The organism is Paenirhizobium selenitireducens ATCC BAA-1503 (assembly GCF_000518785.1).
Taxonomy (GTDB): Bacteria; Pseudomonadota; Alphaproteobacteria; order Rhizobiales; family Rhizobiaceae; genus Allorhizobium; species Allorhizobium selenitireducens.
Map to the genome: position 1 here is coordinate 544,839 of NZ_JAEG01000002.1, position 14,997 is coordinate 559,835.

9 protein-coding genes are annotated in these 14,997 nt (G+C 64.8%); 6 read left to right on the forward strand and 3 right to left on the reverse strand.

The annotated features are described in order from the left end of the window. The first annotated feature begins 181 nt into the window (after positions 1 to 181). The gene (pepN, locus tag L867_RS0107190) at positions 182 to 2,830 is read left to right on the forward strand and encodes an aminopeptidase N (protein ID WP_028736242.1); all 2,649 of its coding nucleotides are present in this window, start codon (positions 182 to 184) and stop codon (positions 2,828 to 2,830) included. A gap of 105 nt (positions 2,831 to 2,935) precedes the next feature. On the opposite strand, the gene L867_RS24785 is transcribed toward pepN, so the two are convergent. Then, on the reverse strand, positions 2,936 to 3,916 hold the full coding sequence (locus L867_RS24785) for a DUF4344 domain-containing metallopeptidase (RefSeq protein ID WP_051438863.1): 981 nt from the start codon (positions 3,914 to 3,916) through the stop codon (positions 2,936 to 2,938). A 243-nt stretch (positions 3,917 to 4,159) separates the two neighbouring features. On the opposite strand from L867_RS24785, the gene L867_RS0107200 reads away from it, so the two are divergent. Further along, positions 4,160 to 6,502 carry a PAS domain-containing sensor histidine kinase gene (locus L867_RS0107200; RefSeq protein WP_028736243.1) on the forward strand — a complete coding sequence of 781 codons (2,343 nt, stop codon included), beginning with the start codon at positions 4,160 to 4,162 and terminating at the stop codon, positions 6,500 to 6,502. 10 nt (positions 6,503 to 6,512) lie between these two features. Here L867_RS0107200 and L867_RS0107205 read toward each other — a convergent pair whose 3' ends face one another. Continuing rightward, on the reverse strand, positions 6,513 to 8,489 hold the full coding sequence (locus tag L867_RS0107205) for a putative bifunctional diguanylate cyclase/phosphodiesterase (RefSeq protein ID WP_051438864.1): 1,977 nt from the start codon (positions 8,487 to 8,489) through the stop codon (positions 6,513 to 6,515). 133 nt (positions 8,490 to 8,622) lie between these two features. Then, a complete protein-coding gene (locus L867_RS0107210) occupies positions 8,623 to 11,586 on the reverse strand; it encodes a bifunctional [glutamine synthetase] adenylyltransferase/[glutamine synthetase]-adenylyl-L-tyrosine phosphorylase (RefSeq protein ID WP_181141543.1) in 2,964 nt (987 codons plus the stop codon). 294 nt (positions 11,587 to 11,880) lie between these two features. On the opposite strand from L867_RS0107210, the gene L867_RS0107215 reads away from it, so the two are divergent. The 4 genes from L867_RS0107215 to L867_RS0107230 are packed head-to-tail and all read left to right on the forward strand — an operon-like array spanning position 11,881 to position 14,987. Next, positions 11,881 to 12,129, forward strand: a complete 249-nt coding sequence (locus L867_RS0107215; RefSeq protein WP_028736246.1) for a FeoA family protein — start codon at positions 11,881 to 11,883, stop codon at positions 12,127 to 12,129. A gap of 5 nt (positions 12,130 to 12,134) precedes the next feature. Beyond that, positions 12,135 to 12,383 carry a FeoA family protein gene (locus L867_RS0107220; RefSeq protein ID WP_028736247.1) on the forward strand — a complete coding sequence of 83 codons (249 nt, stop codon included), beginning with the start codon at positions 12,135 to 12,137 and terminating at the stop codon, positions 12,381 to 12,383. Positions 12,384 to 12,423: 40 nt separating this feature from the next. Next, the gene (feoB, locus tag L867_RS0107225) at positions 12,424 to 14,751 is read left to right on the forward strand and encodes a Fe(2+) transporter permease subunit FeoB (protein ID WP_028736248.1); all 2,328 of its coding nucleotides are present in this window, start codon (positions 12,424 to 12,426) and stop codon (positions 14,749 to 14,751) included. Next, entirely contained in the window at positions 14,751 to 14,987 is a 237-nt protein-coding gene (locus tag L867_RS0107230) for a FeoC-like transcriptional regulator (RefSeq protein ID WP_037172717.1), read from the forward strand. Before feoB ends, L867_RS0107230 begins: the two co-directional genes overlap by 1 nt. Positions 14,988 to 14,997: the final 10 nt, after the last annotated feature.

Below are 14,997 nucleotides of genomic sequence, written 5' to 3' on the forward strand. Positions count from 1 at the left end.
AGAGCGCAAATATTCGTCGGTAAACAACGCCCGTCGGACGTGGCGCGAAGTTTTATTTCTTGGCTTTTTAACAATCGTTCAGAAATGTGTGTCAGTCTCTCCGGCGAAATCACATCCTTGCACGCGCATGTTCGGGAATCGCGTTCAAGCAAGGCGCTCACGGACGAGATCAGGATAGACAATGCGAACAGACACCGGCCGGATCATCAATCTGGCAGACTACCGCCCCACCGACTTCGTCCTGGAACGCGTAGACCTTACCTTCGAACTCGATCCGACCGAAACCAAGGTTGAAGCCAGACTCATCTTCCACCGGCGCGAGGGCGTCGACCCGAGTGCCCCGCTGGTGCTTGACGGCGACGAACTGAAGATGACCAGCCTGCTGTTCGACCAGATCGAAATGGCGCCCGAGCGCTATACCGAGACAGCCGACAGCCTGACGATCCGCGACCTGCCGGAAAGCGTCCCCTTCGAGATCACCGTGACGACGATCATCAATCCGGAGGCCAATACCCAGCTGATGGGCCTCTATCGGTCGAACGGCATCTACTGCACCCAGTGCGAGGCAGAAGGCTTCCGCCGCATCACCTTCTTCCCGGACCGCCCGGACGTTCTCGCCGTCTATACGGTCAACATCATCGCCGAAAAGGCCGCCAACCCGCTGCTGCTGTCGAACGGCAACTTCCTCGGTGGCGCCGGCTATGGCGAAGGCAAGCATTTTGCCGCCTGGTTCGATCCACATCCGAAGCCGAGCTACCTGTTTGCCCTGGTCGCCGGCGACCTCGCCGTCGTCGAGGACACCTTCGTGACCATGTCGGAACGCGAAGTGGCGCTGAAGATCTATGTCGAACATGGCAAGGAGGCCCGCGCGGCCTATGCCATGGATGCGCTGAAGCGCTCGATGAAGTGGGACGAGGAGGTGTTCGGCCGCGAATACGATCTCGACATCTTCATGATCGTCGCCGTTTCCGACTTCAACATGGGCGCCATGGAGAACAAGGGGCTCAACGTCTTCAACGACAAGTATGTGCTTGCCGATCCGGAGACCGCCACCGACCAGGACTATGCCAATATCGAGGCGATCATCGCCCACGAATATTTCCACAACTGGACCGGCAACCGCATCACCTGCCGCGACTGGTTCCAGCTGTGCCTGAAGGAAGGCCTGACCGTCTATCGCGACCATGAATTCTCCGCCGACCAGCGCTCGCGCGCCGTCAAGCGCATCGCCGAGGTCCGCCATCTGCGCTCGGAGCAGTTCCCCGAGGATACCGGCCCGCTCGCCCATCCGGTACGCCCGACCAAATACCGCGAGATCAATAACTTCTACACGACCACCGTCTACGAGAAGGGTTCCGAGGTCACCCGCATGATCGCGACCATTCTCGGCCGCGAGGGGTTCAAGAAGGGCATGGACCTCTATTTCGAGCGCCATGACGGCGATGCCGCCACCGTCGAGGACTTCGTCAAGTGCTTCGAGGACGCCAATGGCCGCGACCTCACCCAGTTCTCGCTCTGGTATCACCAAGCCGGCACGCCGCAGATCACGGTGTCGTCGTCCTACGATGCGAGCGCCAAGACGCTGACCCTGTCGCTTGAGCAGATGGTCGCGGCAACGCCCGGCCAGACCGCCAAGGAGCCGATGCACATTCCGCTCAAATTCACGCTGATCGGCGAGAACGGCGCGGAAGCTCAGCCGACCACGGTGAGCGGCGGCGAGGTGACCGGCGACGTCCTGCACCTGACCGAGCGCAGCCAGACCTTCGTGTTCAGCGGAATCGGCGCGCGGCCGGTGATTTCGCTCAACCGCGGATTCTCCGCCCCTGTGAACCTGCATTTCGCCCAGACCAAGGAAGACCTCGCCCACATCGCCCGCCACGACAGCGACCTCTTCGCGCGCTGGCAGGCCATCACCGACCTGGCGCTGCCGAACCTGACGGCCGCCGCCAAGGCAGCCGGCGCCGGCCAGCCGGTCGAATGCGACGCCGCGCTTTGCGATGCGCTTCTGGCAATCGCCGACGACGACGGCCTCGAGCCGGCCTTCCGCGCCCAGGCCCTCGCCCTGCCGAGCGAATCCGACATCGCCCGCGAACTCGGCGCCAACAACGATCCCGACGCGATCCACCAGGGCCGCCAGGCGGTCCTGACCGCCATCGCCAAGGCAGGGGCCGCCACTTTCCGCAGCCTCTATGACGGGCTTGCCGCCTCGACGCCGTTCAGCCCGGATGCCGCCGGTGCCGGTCGCCGGGCGCTGCGCAATGCCGCTCTCGGTTTCCTGGCGCTCAGCGAAAACAGCCCGGCCGGTGCGGCGGAGGCCTTTGCCAAGGCCGACAACATGACGGACCTGTCGCAGGCCCTCACCGTGCTCGCGCACCGCTTCCCGGATGCGACCGAGACCCATGCGGCGCTCGCCGCCTTCGAAAGCCGTTTCGCCGCCAATGCGCTGGTGCTCGACAAGTGGTTCTCGATTCAGGCGACCATTCCGGGAGACGGCGCGCTGGAGCGCGTCATGCGCCTGATGCAGAACCCGCATTTCACCGCTTCGAACCCGAACCGGGTGCGGGCACTGATCGGCACCTTCGCCTTTGCCAACCCGACCGGTTTCAACCGTCCGGACGGCAAGGCCTATCACTTCTTCGCGGAAGAGATCCTGTCGATCGACAAGCGCAATCCCCAGCTCGCCGCCCGCCTGCTGACGGCGCTGCGCTCCTGGCGCCTGCTGGAACCCCTGCGCGCCGACCAGGCCCGCGAGGCGCTGATGACCATCGAGCGGGCGTCGCCGCTGTCGTCCGATGTCGCCGACATCGTCGAGCGCATGCTGAAGGGCTGATCTTGAAGCCTTGCCTCCCGGAAGCGGTGATCACCGGCTTCGGGAGGCAAGCGCCTTGGCTGAAAGTTGAAACGCCAGGCGCGGAATTGCGGATCGCAACGGGCCTCAGCCCGAACGAGGCCCCCCGGCCTGCGGCGATATCGGTTGGCGCTGCCGCGGCGGGCTGGCCTCGTCCGTATCCTCCTCCTCGACGGCATCCTCGTCCTCGACCTGCTGCTCTTCGCCGTCCGGGTTGTCGATATACCACTGCGCGTCGAGCTCGGCGCTGTTGAGCAGGTCTTCGTAGCACAGCGTCATCTCACGATCGTCGGCGCTCCAGAAGGCGTTGGCGACCCCGCACTCGGTCGCTGTCAGCTTGATCCCGTCCTTGAGCTTGTAGCTGCCGGAGAAGGCGGCCGCGACCATTTCCATCACGCCCGCCGTCTTGATCATCTCGCGGAGATAGGCGAGCTGCGGGTCCTTGGTCGGCGCATAGGTGATATTGAACGCCGTCTTGTCGCTCTTGCTTGCCTCGTGCGGCTTCAACACCTTCTCCCAGCTTTGCAGCTGGCTCTGATATTCGCCGAGGCATTCCTCCGCCCGGTATTCGGGATAGTCGATGGATTCGGCGAAATCCTGGAAACGGCTCTTGTCCTTGCCGACCATCAGGCAGACGGTCGCATAGGCGCGCTGCTCGTCCAGCCCGTGGCTGTCCCAGAACGCAGTGTCGTCCTCTTCGTCCTCTTTCGCACCGGCGGACAGGAACCAGATATTGGCCCAGTCCTCGACGGCGCTGTTGAAGTCTTCGTCCTCGGCTTCGAGCAGGAGCAGCACGGCGAGCCCGTCGACCGCGTCCTCCTCCTTGCCCAGCACGGGCAGCGAAAACTCCGAGACCAGCATGTGGCCGGCCTCGTGAAACACCGTGGCGATGGCATTGTTGAGTGCGAACTGATCGGCCTCGGTGGCTTGCTCCTCCGTCAGTTCGTCATAGAGCTTGGGCGGTGTGGGCTCGACAGCCCGGGCCGGAGCCGTGGCCATGAGGGAGGCCAGTGCGGCAGCCGCCGGCGCTGCCCAGAATGACGACCGGCGAGACGATCTCGAACGCATGGAAGAAGTTCCTTTCGGCTCTGCCGGAATGGATGTGAACGTCCCATCGATAGGCGACACAGCCCCCTGTTTTCAATCAGATTCAAGCCTTTGGCCGCCGTTGCACAAAAAAAGCCGATTCCGATGAAGGGCTTAAGATTTTGTTTACCCGACCCGTCTGGACAAGCCGAATCGCGGGTGATTCATTGAGTCAGATTCGGGCGAGCGGCGCTTCGGATCACACGAGGGATCGAGGCAGGGACAATGTCGAACGTGCGGCGGGCAACCGCAGCCGATGAGCGGTTGCGACTCCAATTTTCAGGATTGGTGGCATTTTTCAATCGCTTGCGTGATCGCATCGCGGGCATGAACAATCCCGACAACGGGCCGTCCCGATGGATCGAGACCGCGTTGCGTCGGTCCATCCCCATCCTCATCCTCGCCTTCCTGTCGGTCGTGGCCATCGCGCGTGTCGCCGGCATACTGGGAGAGCATGCCCGCATGGAAAGCGGCGTGCGCCAGACCACCGTGCTCGTCGCCACCACCGCCAATGCCGCCCTTGCCGGGCGCGAAGCGCTGTTCATCGCCGCCGACCGTGCCGCAGCGGAGGCCGCGCTCTCCACCCTGCTGCCGGCCGAGCGTCTCTCCGACGGCTCTTTCGTGCTGATGGTCGAACCGTCGGGCCGGATCTTTGCCTCGTCTTCCGCCGGTGCCGGCTATGTCGGCCTGCCGCTTGCCAATCTGCTGCCGCAGGTCGCCGCCATCCGCCGCTTCGCCGACCAGGGCGGCGGCATCGAGACGGATATCGGCGGCGAACGTCATTTCGCCGTGCTGACCCCGATCGGCACCGATGGCGCTCTGGTCCTGACCGCCCATTCGCTGCAGCAGAGCATGGCCTTCTGGCGCAGCGAGGTCGCGCTCAACGTCACGCTGTTCGCCGGTATTTCGCTGATCCTCAGCGTCATCCTCTACGCCTATTTCCAGCAGGTGAAGCGCGCCCGTGAGGCCGACGACATCTTCCTTGAGAGCAACATGCGGGTCGAGGCGGCCCTGTCGCGCGGCCGCTGCGGCCTGTGGGACTTCGACCTCGCCAACCGCAAGCTGTTCTGGTCGCGCTCGATGTACGAAATGCTGGGGCTGCCGCCGTCGAGCGACGTGATGGCCTTTGCCGACGCGGCGCGGTTGATGCATCCCGACGACGGCAATCTCTTTGCGCTCGCCCGCGCGGTTGGCCGCGGCAAGTCCAAGCAGATCGACCAGATCTTCCGCATGCGCCATGCCCAGGGCCACTATGTGTGGATGCGGGCCCGCGCCCAGGTGATCTGCTCCAACACCGGCTGCATGCACGTCATCGGCATCGCCATGGACGTCACCGAACAGCACCGCCTCGCCCAGCGCTACGCCGAAGCCGACCAGCGCCTCGCCGACGCCATCGAGTGCACCTCGGAAGCCTTCGTCCTGTGGGACAAGAACGACCGGCTGGTCATGTGCAACGGCCATTTCCAGCACGTCTACGGCCTGCCGGACAGCATCCTCGTTCCCGGCACCGAGCGCGCCGTGGTGCAGGCGGCAGCCCAGCGGCCGATCATCCAGCGCCGCGTCGCCGATCCCGACCAGAGCGGATCGTCGCGCACCACCGAGGTGCAGCTCGCCGACGAGCGCTGGCTGCAGATCAACGAGCGGCGCACGCGCGACGGCGGTCTCGTGTCGGTCGGCACCGACATCACGCTTCTGAAACGCCATCAGGAACGTCTGCGCGACCAGGAGCGCCGGCTGATGGCGACCATCGGAGACCTTTCGTCCTCGCAGCGCAAGCTGGAGCGGCAGAAGGCCGAACTGTCGGTTGCCAATGCCAATTACCAGGCCGAGAAGGAACGCGCCGAGGCCGCCAACAAGGCGAAGTCGGAATTCCTCGCCAATATGAGCCACGAGCTCAGAACCCCACTCAACGCCATTCTCGGCTTCTCGGAAATCCTTCTCGCCGGCATGTTCGGCCCGATCGGCTCGCCGAAATATTCGGAATATGCCCGCGACATCCACGAGAGCGGCAAGCATCTGCTGCACGTCATCAACGACATTCTCGACATGTCGAAGATCGAGGCCGGTCAGATGAAGATCCGCTGCGAGACGATCGATCTCGATGCGCTGATCGAAGAGAGCCTGCGCCTCACCTCGATCCCGGCGGAAGAGAAGAATGTTCACATCGAACAGCGTGTTTCGTCCGGCCTGACCATGACGGCCGATCGCCGCTCGATGAAGCAGATCCTGCTCAACATCCTGTCGAATGCCGTCAAGTTCACGGAATCGGGCGGGCGGATCGCGCTTCGTGCCCGCAAGATCGGCGACGACGTCACCATCACCATCGCCGACACCGGCATCGGCATTCCCAAGGCGGCACTGGGCAAGATCGGCCAGCCCTTCGAGCAGGTGCAGAGCCAGTATGCCAAGAGCAATGGCGGTTCGGGCCTTGGCCTCGCCATCTCCCGCTCGCTGGTCAACATGCACGGCGGCAGCCTCAGTATCCGCTCCCGCGAAGGCAAGGGCACGGTCGTTTCGGTCCGCATCCCCGACGTGCTGGTCATCGAGACCCTGCGCAAGCGGGCCTGATCTGCCCGGCTCAGGAATGGCTGCGGAGTTTGATCGCGTCCGGGTTTTTCGCCTGGTCGAAGAGGGCATGGGTGTCCTCCTCCGCCATCGGGCGGGCGAAGTGGAACCCCTGCACGGAGCGCACGCCCAGTTCCTCGAGGATCACCCGTTCCTCCTCGGTCTCGACGCCCTCGACGATCGCCTCCAGCCCCATTTCCGAGCACAGCGCCAGCACCGACTTGACGATCTTGAAGCTTGTACCCCTTCGATGGATATCGCTGACGAAACTGCCATCGACCTTGATCTTCGACAGCGGCAGGCGGTGCACGTAGCTGAGGCTGGCATAACCCGTGCCGAAGTCGTCGAGCGCGATGCCGCAGCCGAGCTGGCGCAGCAGGTGGATTGCCGTGCTGGCCTGTTCGAAATCGCTCATCACCGCCGTCTCGGTGATCTCGAAGGTGATGCGCCTGGCATCGAAACCGCTGTCCTCGACGATGCCGATCAGGCGCATGACGCCCTCTATCGTGACGAGGTCGTGCGGCGAGAGATTGAACGACAGGAAGACATCGTCCGGCCAGGTGGCCGCGGCCGCCAGCGCACGCTCCAGCAACAGCCGGGTGATCAGGCCGATGCGGCCGTTGTATTCGGCAATCGGGATGAATTCGGCCGGCGACACCTGCCCGATGGTCGGGCAGTTCCAGCGCGCCAGCGCCTCGAATCCGACGCAACGCCGCGAGGCGACATCCATGATCGGCTGATAGACGAGCGATAGCTCCTTTTCCAGGTCGGCGACCTGAAGCGTTTCCTCGACGATCTTCTGGCGCGACAGCTCGCGCGCCTGCACCGCGTTGAACACCACGACGCCGGCGCGGTGATGGCGCTTGGCCGTGTAGAGCGCATAATCGGCACGCTCGTAGAGATCGTGGCCATTCTCGCCGACGTCGGGGTAAAGGGCGATGCCGAGCGATGCGGTCACCTGGACGACACCGCTGCCGAGGTTGATGCGCTGGGCGATGGCGTCGCAGATGCGGGTGCCGAGCGCCATGGCGTTCGCCTCGTCGAAGGCTGTCAGGATCAGCGCGAATTCGTCGCCGCCCAGCCGGTAGACGGAGATCGTCTCGCTCTCGAAGCGCTTGAGCCGCTCGGCGATCTCGACCAGCACCCGGTCCCCGGCCGAATGGCCATACATGTCGTTGATCGGCTTGAAGCCGTCGAGGTCGATGACGCCGACGGCCAGGATGCCCCCTTCGGCCTCCGCCTGCGCGTGGCGGCGTTCGAGGGTGTGGAAGAAGCTGCGGCGATTGGCGATCAACGTCAGGCTGTCGAGATTGGCGAGACGCAGGTTCTCGTCCGACAGGACCTGCATCGTCCGGTTCTGCGCCTGCAGCACATGGCGTTGTTCGGCAAGCTGGCGGAAATCGCGATAGTGGGTGAGCAGGATGGTGATCATCGCCATGCTGACGAGAATGACGTTGACGCCCGTGGCGACGAAGGTCGGCTCGCCGCTCAGGACCATGGCGATGAAGAAGGGAATGTTGACGAGGACGGTGACGACCATCGCCGCCGAGCGCAGATGCATCAGGCAGAAGATGCAGCCGATCACGGTGATCGCCATGAAGAAGGCCACATGGGCCTGTTCATAGCCATTGCCATACGGCAAGAGCGCGAGCGACCATGCCGTGCAGAAGATGGCGATGGGTGCGGCCAGCCGATTCGTGGCCCGCAGCCGGTGATAGGCTTGGGCGGCATCGACCTTGCGGCGGCGCGCAACCAGCCAGCCGACACCCCGCAGGATGAAGACGAAGGAAAGAACCGCCGGCAGGTAGATCACCAGATAGGCCGGTGCGATGTCCCGGTGGGTCCAGGCCAGCGAAAGCATGTTGGTCGTCAGGATGAAATAGAGCAGCGGAACCTGTTTCGAGAAGGCTTCGAACTGCGAAAGCGTGAGTTCGGGGTTGTCATTGGGGACCCTCAGGGTCTCCAGGATCCATCTGATCTTGTGCATCATTGTCCCGATGTCCGGCGTCTCTTCAACCGCCGCAGCCCTTCCCGACTACTCCATTTCGCCTTTCTACTTCAGGGTGCGTTAAATTAGAGAGAATCCCGCCAAAAAAACCGCACCCGACGCCGGCCCGCACCGTTCATCCCTTCACCACGGTCTGGAACACCTTCCTCACCGCCTTCGACAGTCTCTTCACCTCCGCCTCGAGAGTCTTCAGATCCGGACTGTCGCCGGCGCGGCAGACAAGGTCGACAAGGCCGGCCGGAACGGTTGCCGGGTCGAACCCGCCGTCGACGCAAAGGCGGATGACCTGCGACAGCTCGGTGTCGAGCTTCAGCGCGGCCAGACACAGGTCGAGGTCGTTCGGATCCATCAACTGCGCGCCGAGCCGCTTCAGCGCATCCGCCGTCGAAAGCCCGTCGACCTCGGCCGCGACGCCCCGCCCGCGGGCGATGAGAGCGAGGTGCTGGGCGATGAACTCGATGTCGATCAGACCTCCGGGAATGAGCTTCAGGTCCCAGTTGTCCTTCGGCGGCTTCTCCTTGTCGATCATCGCCCGCATTTCGGCGACATCGGCGGCGGTCTTCGCCTCCTCGCGCGGCTTGGCGAGCACGGCCGAGATCACCGCCCGGGTCGCGTCCATGAGTTCGCTGTCACCGGCGATCAGACGCGCACGGGTCAGCGCCATGTGCTCCCAGGTCCAGGCCTCCTCGAACTGGTATTTCTCGAAGGCGCGCAGCCGCGTCGCCACCGGCCCCTTGTTGCCGGAAGGACGAAGCCGCATGTCGACCTCGTAGAGCACGCCCTCCGCCGTCGGCGCCGAGAGCGCCGCGATCAGCCGCTGGGTGAGCCGCGTATAGTAGCGCACCGGATCGAGCGGCTTTGCCCCGTCGGATTCGCCTGCCTCGTCATCGTGCTCGTAAAGCAGGATCAGGTCGACGTCGGAGCCTGCGGTCAGCTCGAAGGAGCCGAGCTTGCCCATGCCGGCCAGCGCCACCTTGCCGCCGGCGATTCGCCCATGGACCTGCTCCATCTCGGCCACCACGGCCTTCAGCGCCTCGGCGATAATCAGGCCCGCGAGGTCGGCGAAGGCATGGCCGGCCTGCGCGCCGCCGATCGTGCCGGTCAAGAGCCGGATACCGATGAGGAAACGCTGTTCGGCGGCAAAGATGCGCAACCGGTCGAGGATCTCCTCGTAATGGCGGCTGCCCTGCAGGAACGAGGCCAGCCGCTTGGCCAGATAATCGCGCGTCGGCAGTTCGACCATCAGGCCCGGATCGAGCATGCCGTCGAACACATGCGGCCGCCGGGCGATGATCTCGGCCAGACGGGGCGCGGACGACATGATGTTGACGATCAGGTCGAGCAGGGCCGGATTGCTGGTCAACAGGGAAAACAGCTGGATGCCGGCCGGCAGGCCGGAGATGAAGCTGTCGAAGCGCAGCAGTGCCTCGTCGGCCCGCCGGCTCTCGCCAAAAGTCTTCAAAAGCTGCGGCGTCAGTTCCGTCAGCCGTTCGCGCGCCTCGACCGACTGCGTGGCGCGGTACCGGCCATAGTGCCAGGTGCGGATGACGCGGGAAATATCCTCCGGCCGCTCGAAGCCGAGCCCCTTCAGCGTCTTCAGCGTGTCGGGGTCGTCCTTCTGGCCGGTGAAGACGAGATTGCCCGAGGCGGAAGACAGGACCTCCTCCTGCTCGAACAGCCGCGCATAGCGGCGCTCGACGGTCTTCAGCACGCTTTCCAGCCGGGTGGAAAAGCCCGTCGTGTCGCCGAAGCCCGCCATGTAGGCGATGCGGCGAAGCTCGGTCTCGGTTTCGGGCAAGAGATGGGTCTGCTCGTCATGCACCATCTGGATGCGGTGCTCGACATCGCGCAGGAACCAGTAGGCCTCGATCAGCTCGTCGCGGGTCGAAGCGTCGATCCATCGTGCGGCGGTCAGGGCGTGCAGCGCGGCTTCGGTCGGCCTGAGCCGCAGTTCCGGCATGCGCCCGCCGGCGATCAGCTGCTGGGTCTGGGCGAAGAATTCGATCTCGCGGATGCCGCCGCGGCCGAGCTTGACATTGTGGCCCTTCACCGCGATCGCGCCATGCCCCTTGTGCACGTGGATCTGCCGCTTGATCGAATGGATGTCGGCGATCGCCGCATAGTCGAGATATTTGCGGAAGACGAAGGGCACCAGTTCGCGCAGGAAGTTCTGCCCGGCCTTCAGGTCGCCGCCGACCGGCCGCGCCTTGATATAGGCGGCGCGCTCCCAGTTCTGCCCCCTGCCCTCGTAGTAGAGCAGCGCCGCCTCGACCGGCACGGCGAGCGGCGTGGAGCCCGGATCGGGACGGAGCCTCAGGTCGGTGCGGAAGACATAGCCGTCGCCGGTGCGGTCCTGCAGGATGCGCACGAGACGGCGCATCATACGTCCATAGGTCTCGGTCGCATCCTCGGGCGAAACGAGGATGCCGGCTTCCGTCTCGAAGAAGACGACGAGGTCGATGTCGGAAGAATAGTTGAGCTCGCAGGCGCCGAGCTTGCCCATGCCGAGCACAATCAGGCCGCTGCCCAGCGACGGCGCCTGCCGGTCGGCGAGCTTGAGCTTGCCGGCGTCCTCGCCGGCAATCAGCAGATGGTCGATGGCGGCGGCGACGCAGGAGTCGGCCATGGCCGACAGCCAGCGGGTGGTGTCGCGCGCGTCGAAGATGCGGGCGAGATCGGCGAGCGCCGTGATGAAGGAAAGCTTGCGCTTGGCGGTCCTCAGTCGTGTCATCACCTGCGCTTCGGTGGCCGCCGGTCCGTCCTCCTCGCCGCGCCAGGCATTGCGGGCATCCGCAACGAGGCTTTCCAGCAGCGGTTCGATCGGCTCTTCCAGCGCCAGTGCCAGCGTCGCCGGATCGAGCATGACCATGTCGCGCAGATAGGGCGACAGGGAAAGCGCCGCGGTGACGAAGGCTTTGAGCGGCCCTTCGGTTGCCAGCAGATCGGCAAGCGCCGGCTGCTGCTTGGCGGCATCCTTGAGCAACGAGACGACCGACTTCTGTTCCGTCTGGTTGAGCGGGCGGATCACCCCGTCCGCTATCTCGGCCAGCCTTTTCGTCGTCGTCTCGTCCATTGCCAGCCTCCCCGTGCGCCTTTCGCAAGATCGTTCTTAGCGAATCTTGCCGTCTCTTGGGAAGCTAGGCCTTATGGCCGGCAAAGGCCATGCTCGCAGTCCGGCTGCTGCCCGCCCGGCCCTGCGTCAATTTGTTTGTTGAAGAACAAACTCATCTTTCGATAGGTCTGTATGAAAGAGTGCGGGCGCGTATCCGACAGCGACCACGGCGACATGCCTTAGCTTGTTGGGAATGATACGCATTAGCATTGTCATCTGGCGCGGAGACCTCCGCGGTGACGAGATGCCTGGGAGAACACAATGACGACAGTAACCCTTTCCTATCCGCTGGCGATGGCGCGCACCGGCGAGAGAGTCAGGATCGTCGGGCTCGGGGGCGGACGAAACCTCGACCGGCGCCTGAGCGATCTCGGCCTTGCCGTCGGATGCGCCATCCGCGTCGTGCAGAACCAGATGACCGGGCCGATGATCGTCGCCGTGCATGAAAGCCGGGTCGGGCTCGGCATGGGCATGGCGCAGAAGATGACCGTCGAGCCGATGGACGAGTGAAGATCATGCCCCTGCTCAACGAACTTCCGGTTGGCGCGACGGCCCGCGTCACCGGCTATAGCGACCGCAACGATCCGGGCCGGCGTCGCCTGCTGTCGATGGGTCTTACGCCAGGCGCCGTCGTCACCGTCACGCGGCGAGCGCCGCTCGGCGATCCCGTCGAACTGGCGCTCCGGGGCACGGCCCTTTGCCTGCGCCGCGAAGAGGCACGGATCGTCACCGTCGAGCCGCTCGCTGACAGCCTCCCGGCCTAGCTCCCTGGGGCCGCCCGCCCCCAAACTGCGGAAACCTTCGATGAAACAGATCACCGTCGCGGTCGTCGGCAATCCCAATTGCGGCAAGACCACCCTCTTCAATGCGCTCACCGGTTCGCGCCAGAAGGTCGGCAACTGGCCGGGCGTGACGGTCGAGAAGAAGACCGGCACCATGCTGCTCGACGGCGTGCCGGCGACGCTGGTCGATCTGCCCGGCACCTATTCGCTCGGCTCGCTTGAAACCTCGCTCGACGAGCGCATTGCCCTTGACTATGCCGTCTCCGGCGCGGCCGACGTGCTGGTCAATATCGTCGACGCCTCCAATCTCGAGCGCCATCTCTACCTGACGACCCAGCTCCTCGAAATGCGCGTGCCGATGCTGGTCGTCCTCAACATGATGGACGTGGCCCACCAGAACGGCGTCAAGATCGACATCGAGGCGCTCGCCGCGCAGCTCGGCTGCCCGGTGGTTCCGGTCATCGCCGCCAGGGGCACCGGGCTTGAAACCATGAAGCGCGCCATTGCCGAGGTTGCCGCCGCGAAGGCCGTGCCTGAAGGCTTCTGCCGCTACGATGCCCCGATCGAGAGAGCCGTCGAGCGCTTCGCCGCGCAATTGCCGGAGGCTTCCGCCGACCGGCGCTGGCAGTTGATGCAGATCTTCGACGGCGACCGCAGCCGTCTTGCCGCCATTCCCGCACAACTGGCAGAGGAGATCGACGCGGCCATGGCCGAGCTGGAAGACGAATGCGGCGAGGATCTCGATATCCTGATCGCCGACCGCCGCTATGCCTTTGCCGGCAGGGCGGTCGCCGCTTCGGTCGAGCGCCCGCGCGAAGCCTCGCAGTCGCTGACCGACCGCATCGACCGGGTCGTGCTGCACCGGGTGCTGGGCATCCCGATCTTCCTCGCCGTCATGTATCTGATGTTCATGTGGACCATCAATGTCGGCTCCGCCTTCATCGACTTCTTCGACCTCAGCGTCGGCGCCGTCCTGGTCGACGGGCTCGGCCATGCCATGCGCTCGGCCGGCTCGCCGGAATGGCTGGCGGTACTGATCGCCGACGGCATCGGCGGCGGCATCCAGACGGTCGCCACCTTCATCCCCATCATCGCCTTTCTCTACATCTTCCTGTCGATCCTCGAGGATTCGGGCTATCTCGCCCGCGCCGCCTTCGTCATGGACCGTTTCATGCGCATGGCCGGCCTGCCGGGCAAGGCTTTCGTGCCGCTGATCGTCGGTTTCGGCTGCAACGTGCCGGCGATCATGGGCACCCGCACGCTCGACAATGACAGCGACCGCAAGACGGCGATCATGATGGCGCCCTTCATGTCCTGCGGCGCGCGGCTGCCGGTCTATGCGCTGTTTGCCGCCGCCTTCTTCCCGACCAACGGCCAGAACCTCGTCTTCGGCCTCTATCTCACCGGCATCGCGGTGGCGATCATGACCGGCTACATCATGAAGATGACGATCACCCGGGGCCATGCCTCGCCGCTGGTGATGGAGCTGCCGCCCTATCACATGCCGACCTTGCGCAATGTCGCACTCCACACCTGGGAGCGGCTGAAGGGCTTCGTGCTGCGCGCCGGCCGCGTCATCGTGCTGATGGTCGCCTTCCTTTCCATCCTCAACGCCATGGATACGAGCGGCAATTTCGGCAACGGCAACAGCGACCGTTCCATCCTCGCCGTTGCCAGCCGCATGGCCGCCCCGATCTTTGCGCCGATGGGGCTTAACGAGCGCAACTGGCCGGCAATCGTCGGCATCGTCACCGGCGTGTTCGCCAAGGAGGCCGTCGTCGGCACGCTGGATTCCCTTTACGGCGCCCTGGCAAGGGATGCCGCGAGCGAAGCGCCGGAAGAGCCGCAGACGACGCTGCAGATCATCGAAAGCGGGCTGAAGGACGCGCTCACCTCCATCCCGGCCAATCTCGCGGACGTCGCCGGCAAGGCCACGGATCCGCTCGGCCTCGACATCGGTCATGTCGAATCACCTGATGCCGCCGCCGCCGAACAGGCGGTCGAGACTGGCACCTTCGCCGAGATGCAGGCGCGCTTTTCGGGCAGCGCCGGCGCCTTCGCCTATATGCTGTTCATCCTGCTCTATACGCCGTGCGTCGCGGCAACCGGCGCCATCTACCGCGAGGCCGGTGCACGCTGGATGACGGCCGCCCTCGTCTGGACCACCGGCATCGCCTATGGCGCCTCGGTCATGGCCTATCAGGTGGCAACCTTCGCCGAGGCGCCGCTGCACTCGGCTGGCTGGATCGCCGGGGTTCTCGCCGTCTTCGCCCTCACGGTCATTGCGCTGCGGCGCAGTTCGGCGCGGCAGCACCGGTTGCCGGCGCTCGCCGGTGCCGGAGAACTCTGATGGCAAGCCTTTCCCAGCTGCGCGACATCCTGCGCCGTCAGGAGCGGACATCGCTCCAGAGCCTCTCCCTGCAAAGCAGCAGCGAGGTCAGCGCCGTGGAGGCCATGCTGAGAGTGTGGGAGCACAAGGGGCGCGTGCGCCGCATCGCCCCGGCGGAGGCCGCCTGCGGCGGATGCGGCGGCTGCGTGCGCGGCTGCTCGCCGGCGCAGGTCTTCTTCGAATGGGTCGAGGACTGAGCGGAGGGCG

Excerpts from the sequence above, each read along its gene's own strand:
- L867_RS0107230 (WP_037172717.1), top strand. The coding sequence starts at position 14,751 with ATGGCAAGCCTTTCCCAGCTGCGCGACATCCTGCGCCGTCAGGAGCGG.
- L867_RS0107205 (WP_051438864.1), bottom strand. The coding sequence starts at position 8,489 with ATGATGCACAAGATCAGATGGATCCTGGAGACCCTGAGGGTCCCCAAT.
- feoB (WP_028736248.1), top strand. The coding sequence starts at position 12,424 with ATGAAACAGATCACCGTCGCGGTCGTCGGCAATCCCAATTGCGGCAAG.
- pepN (WP_028736242.1), top strand. The coding sequence starts at position 182 with ATGCGAACAGACACCGGCCGGATCATCAATCTGGCAGACTACCGCCCC.
- L867_RS0107220 (WP_028736247.1), top strand. The coding sequence starts at position 12,135 with ATGCCCCTGCTCAACGAACTTCCGGTTGGCGCGACGGCCCGCGTCACC.
- L867_RS0107215 (WP_028736246.1), top strand. The coding sequence starts at position 11,881 with ATGACGACAGTAACCCTTTCCTATCCGCTGGCGATGGCGCGCACCGGC.
- L867_RS24785 (WP_051438863.1), bottom strand. The coding sequence starts at position 3,916 with ATGCGTTCGAGATCGTCTCGCCGGTCGTCATTCTGGGCAGCGCCGGCG.
- L867_RS0107200 (WP_028736243.1), top strand. The coding sequence starts at position 4,160 with ATGTCGAACGTGCGGCGGGCAACCGCAGCCGATGAGCGGTTGCGACTC.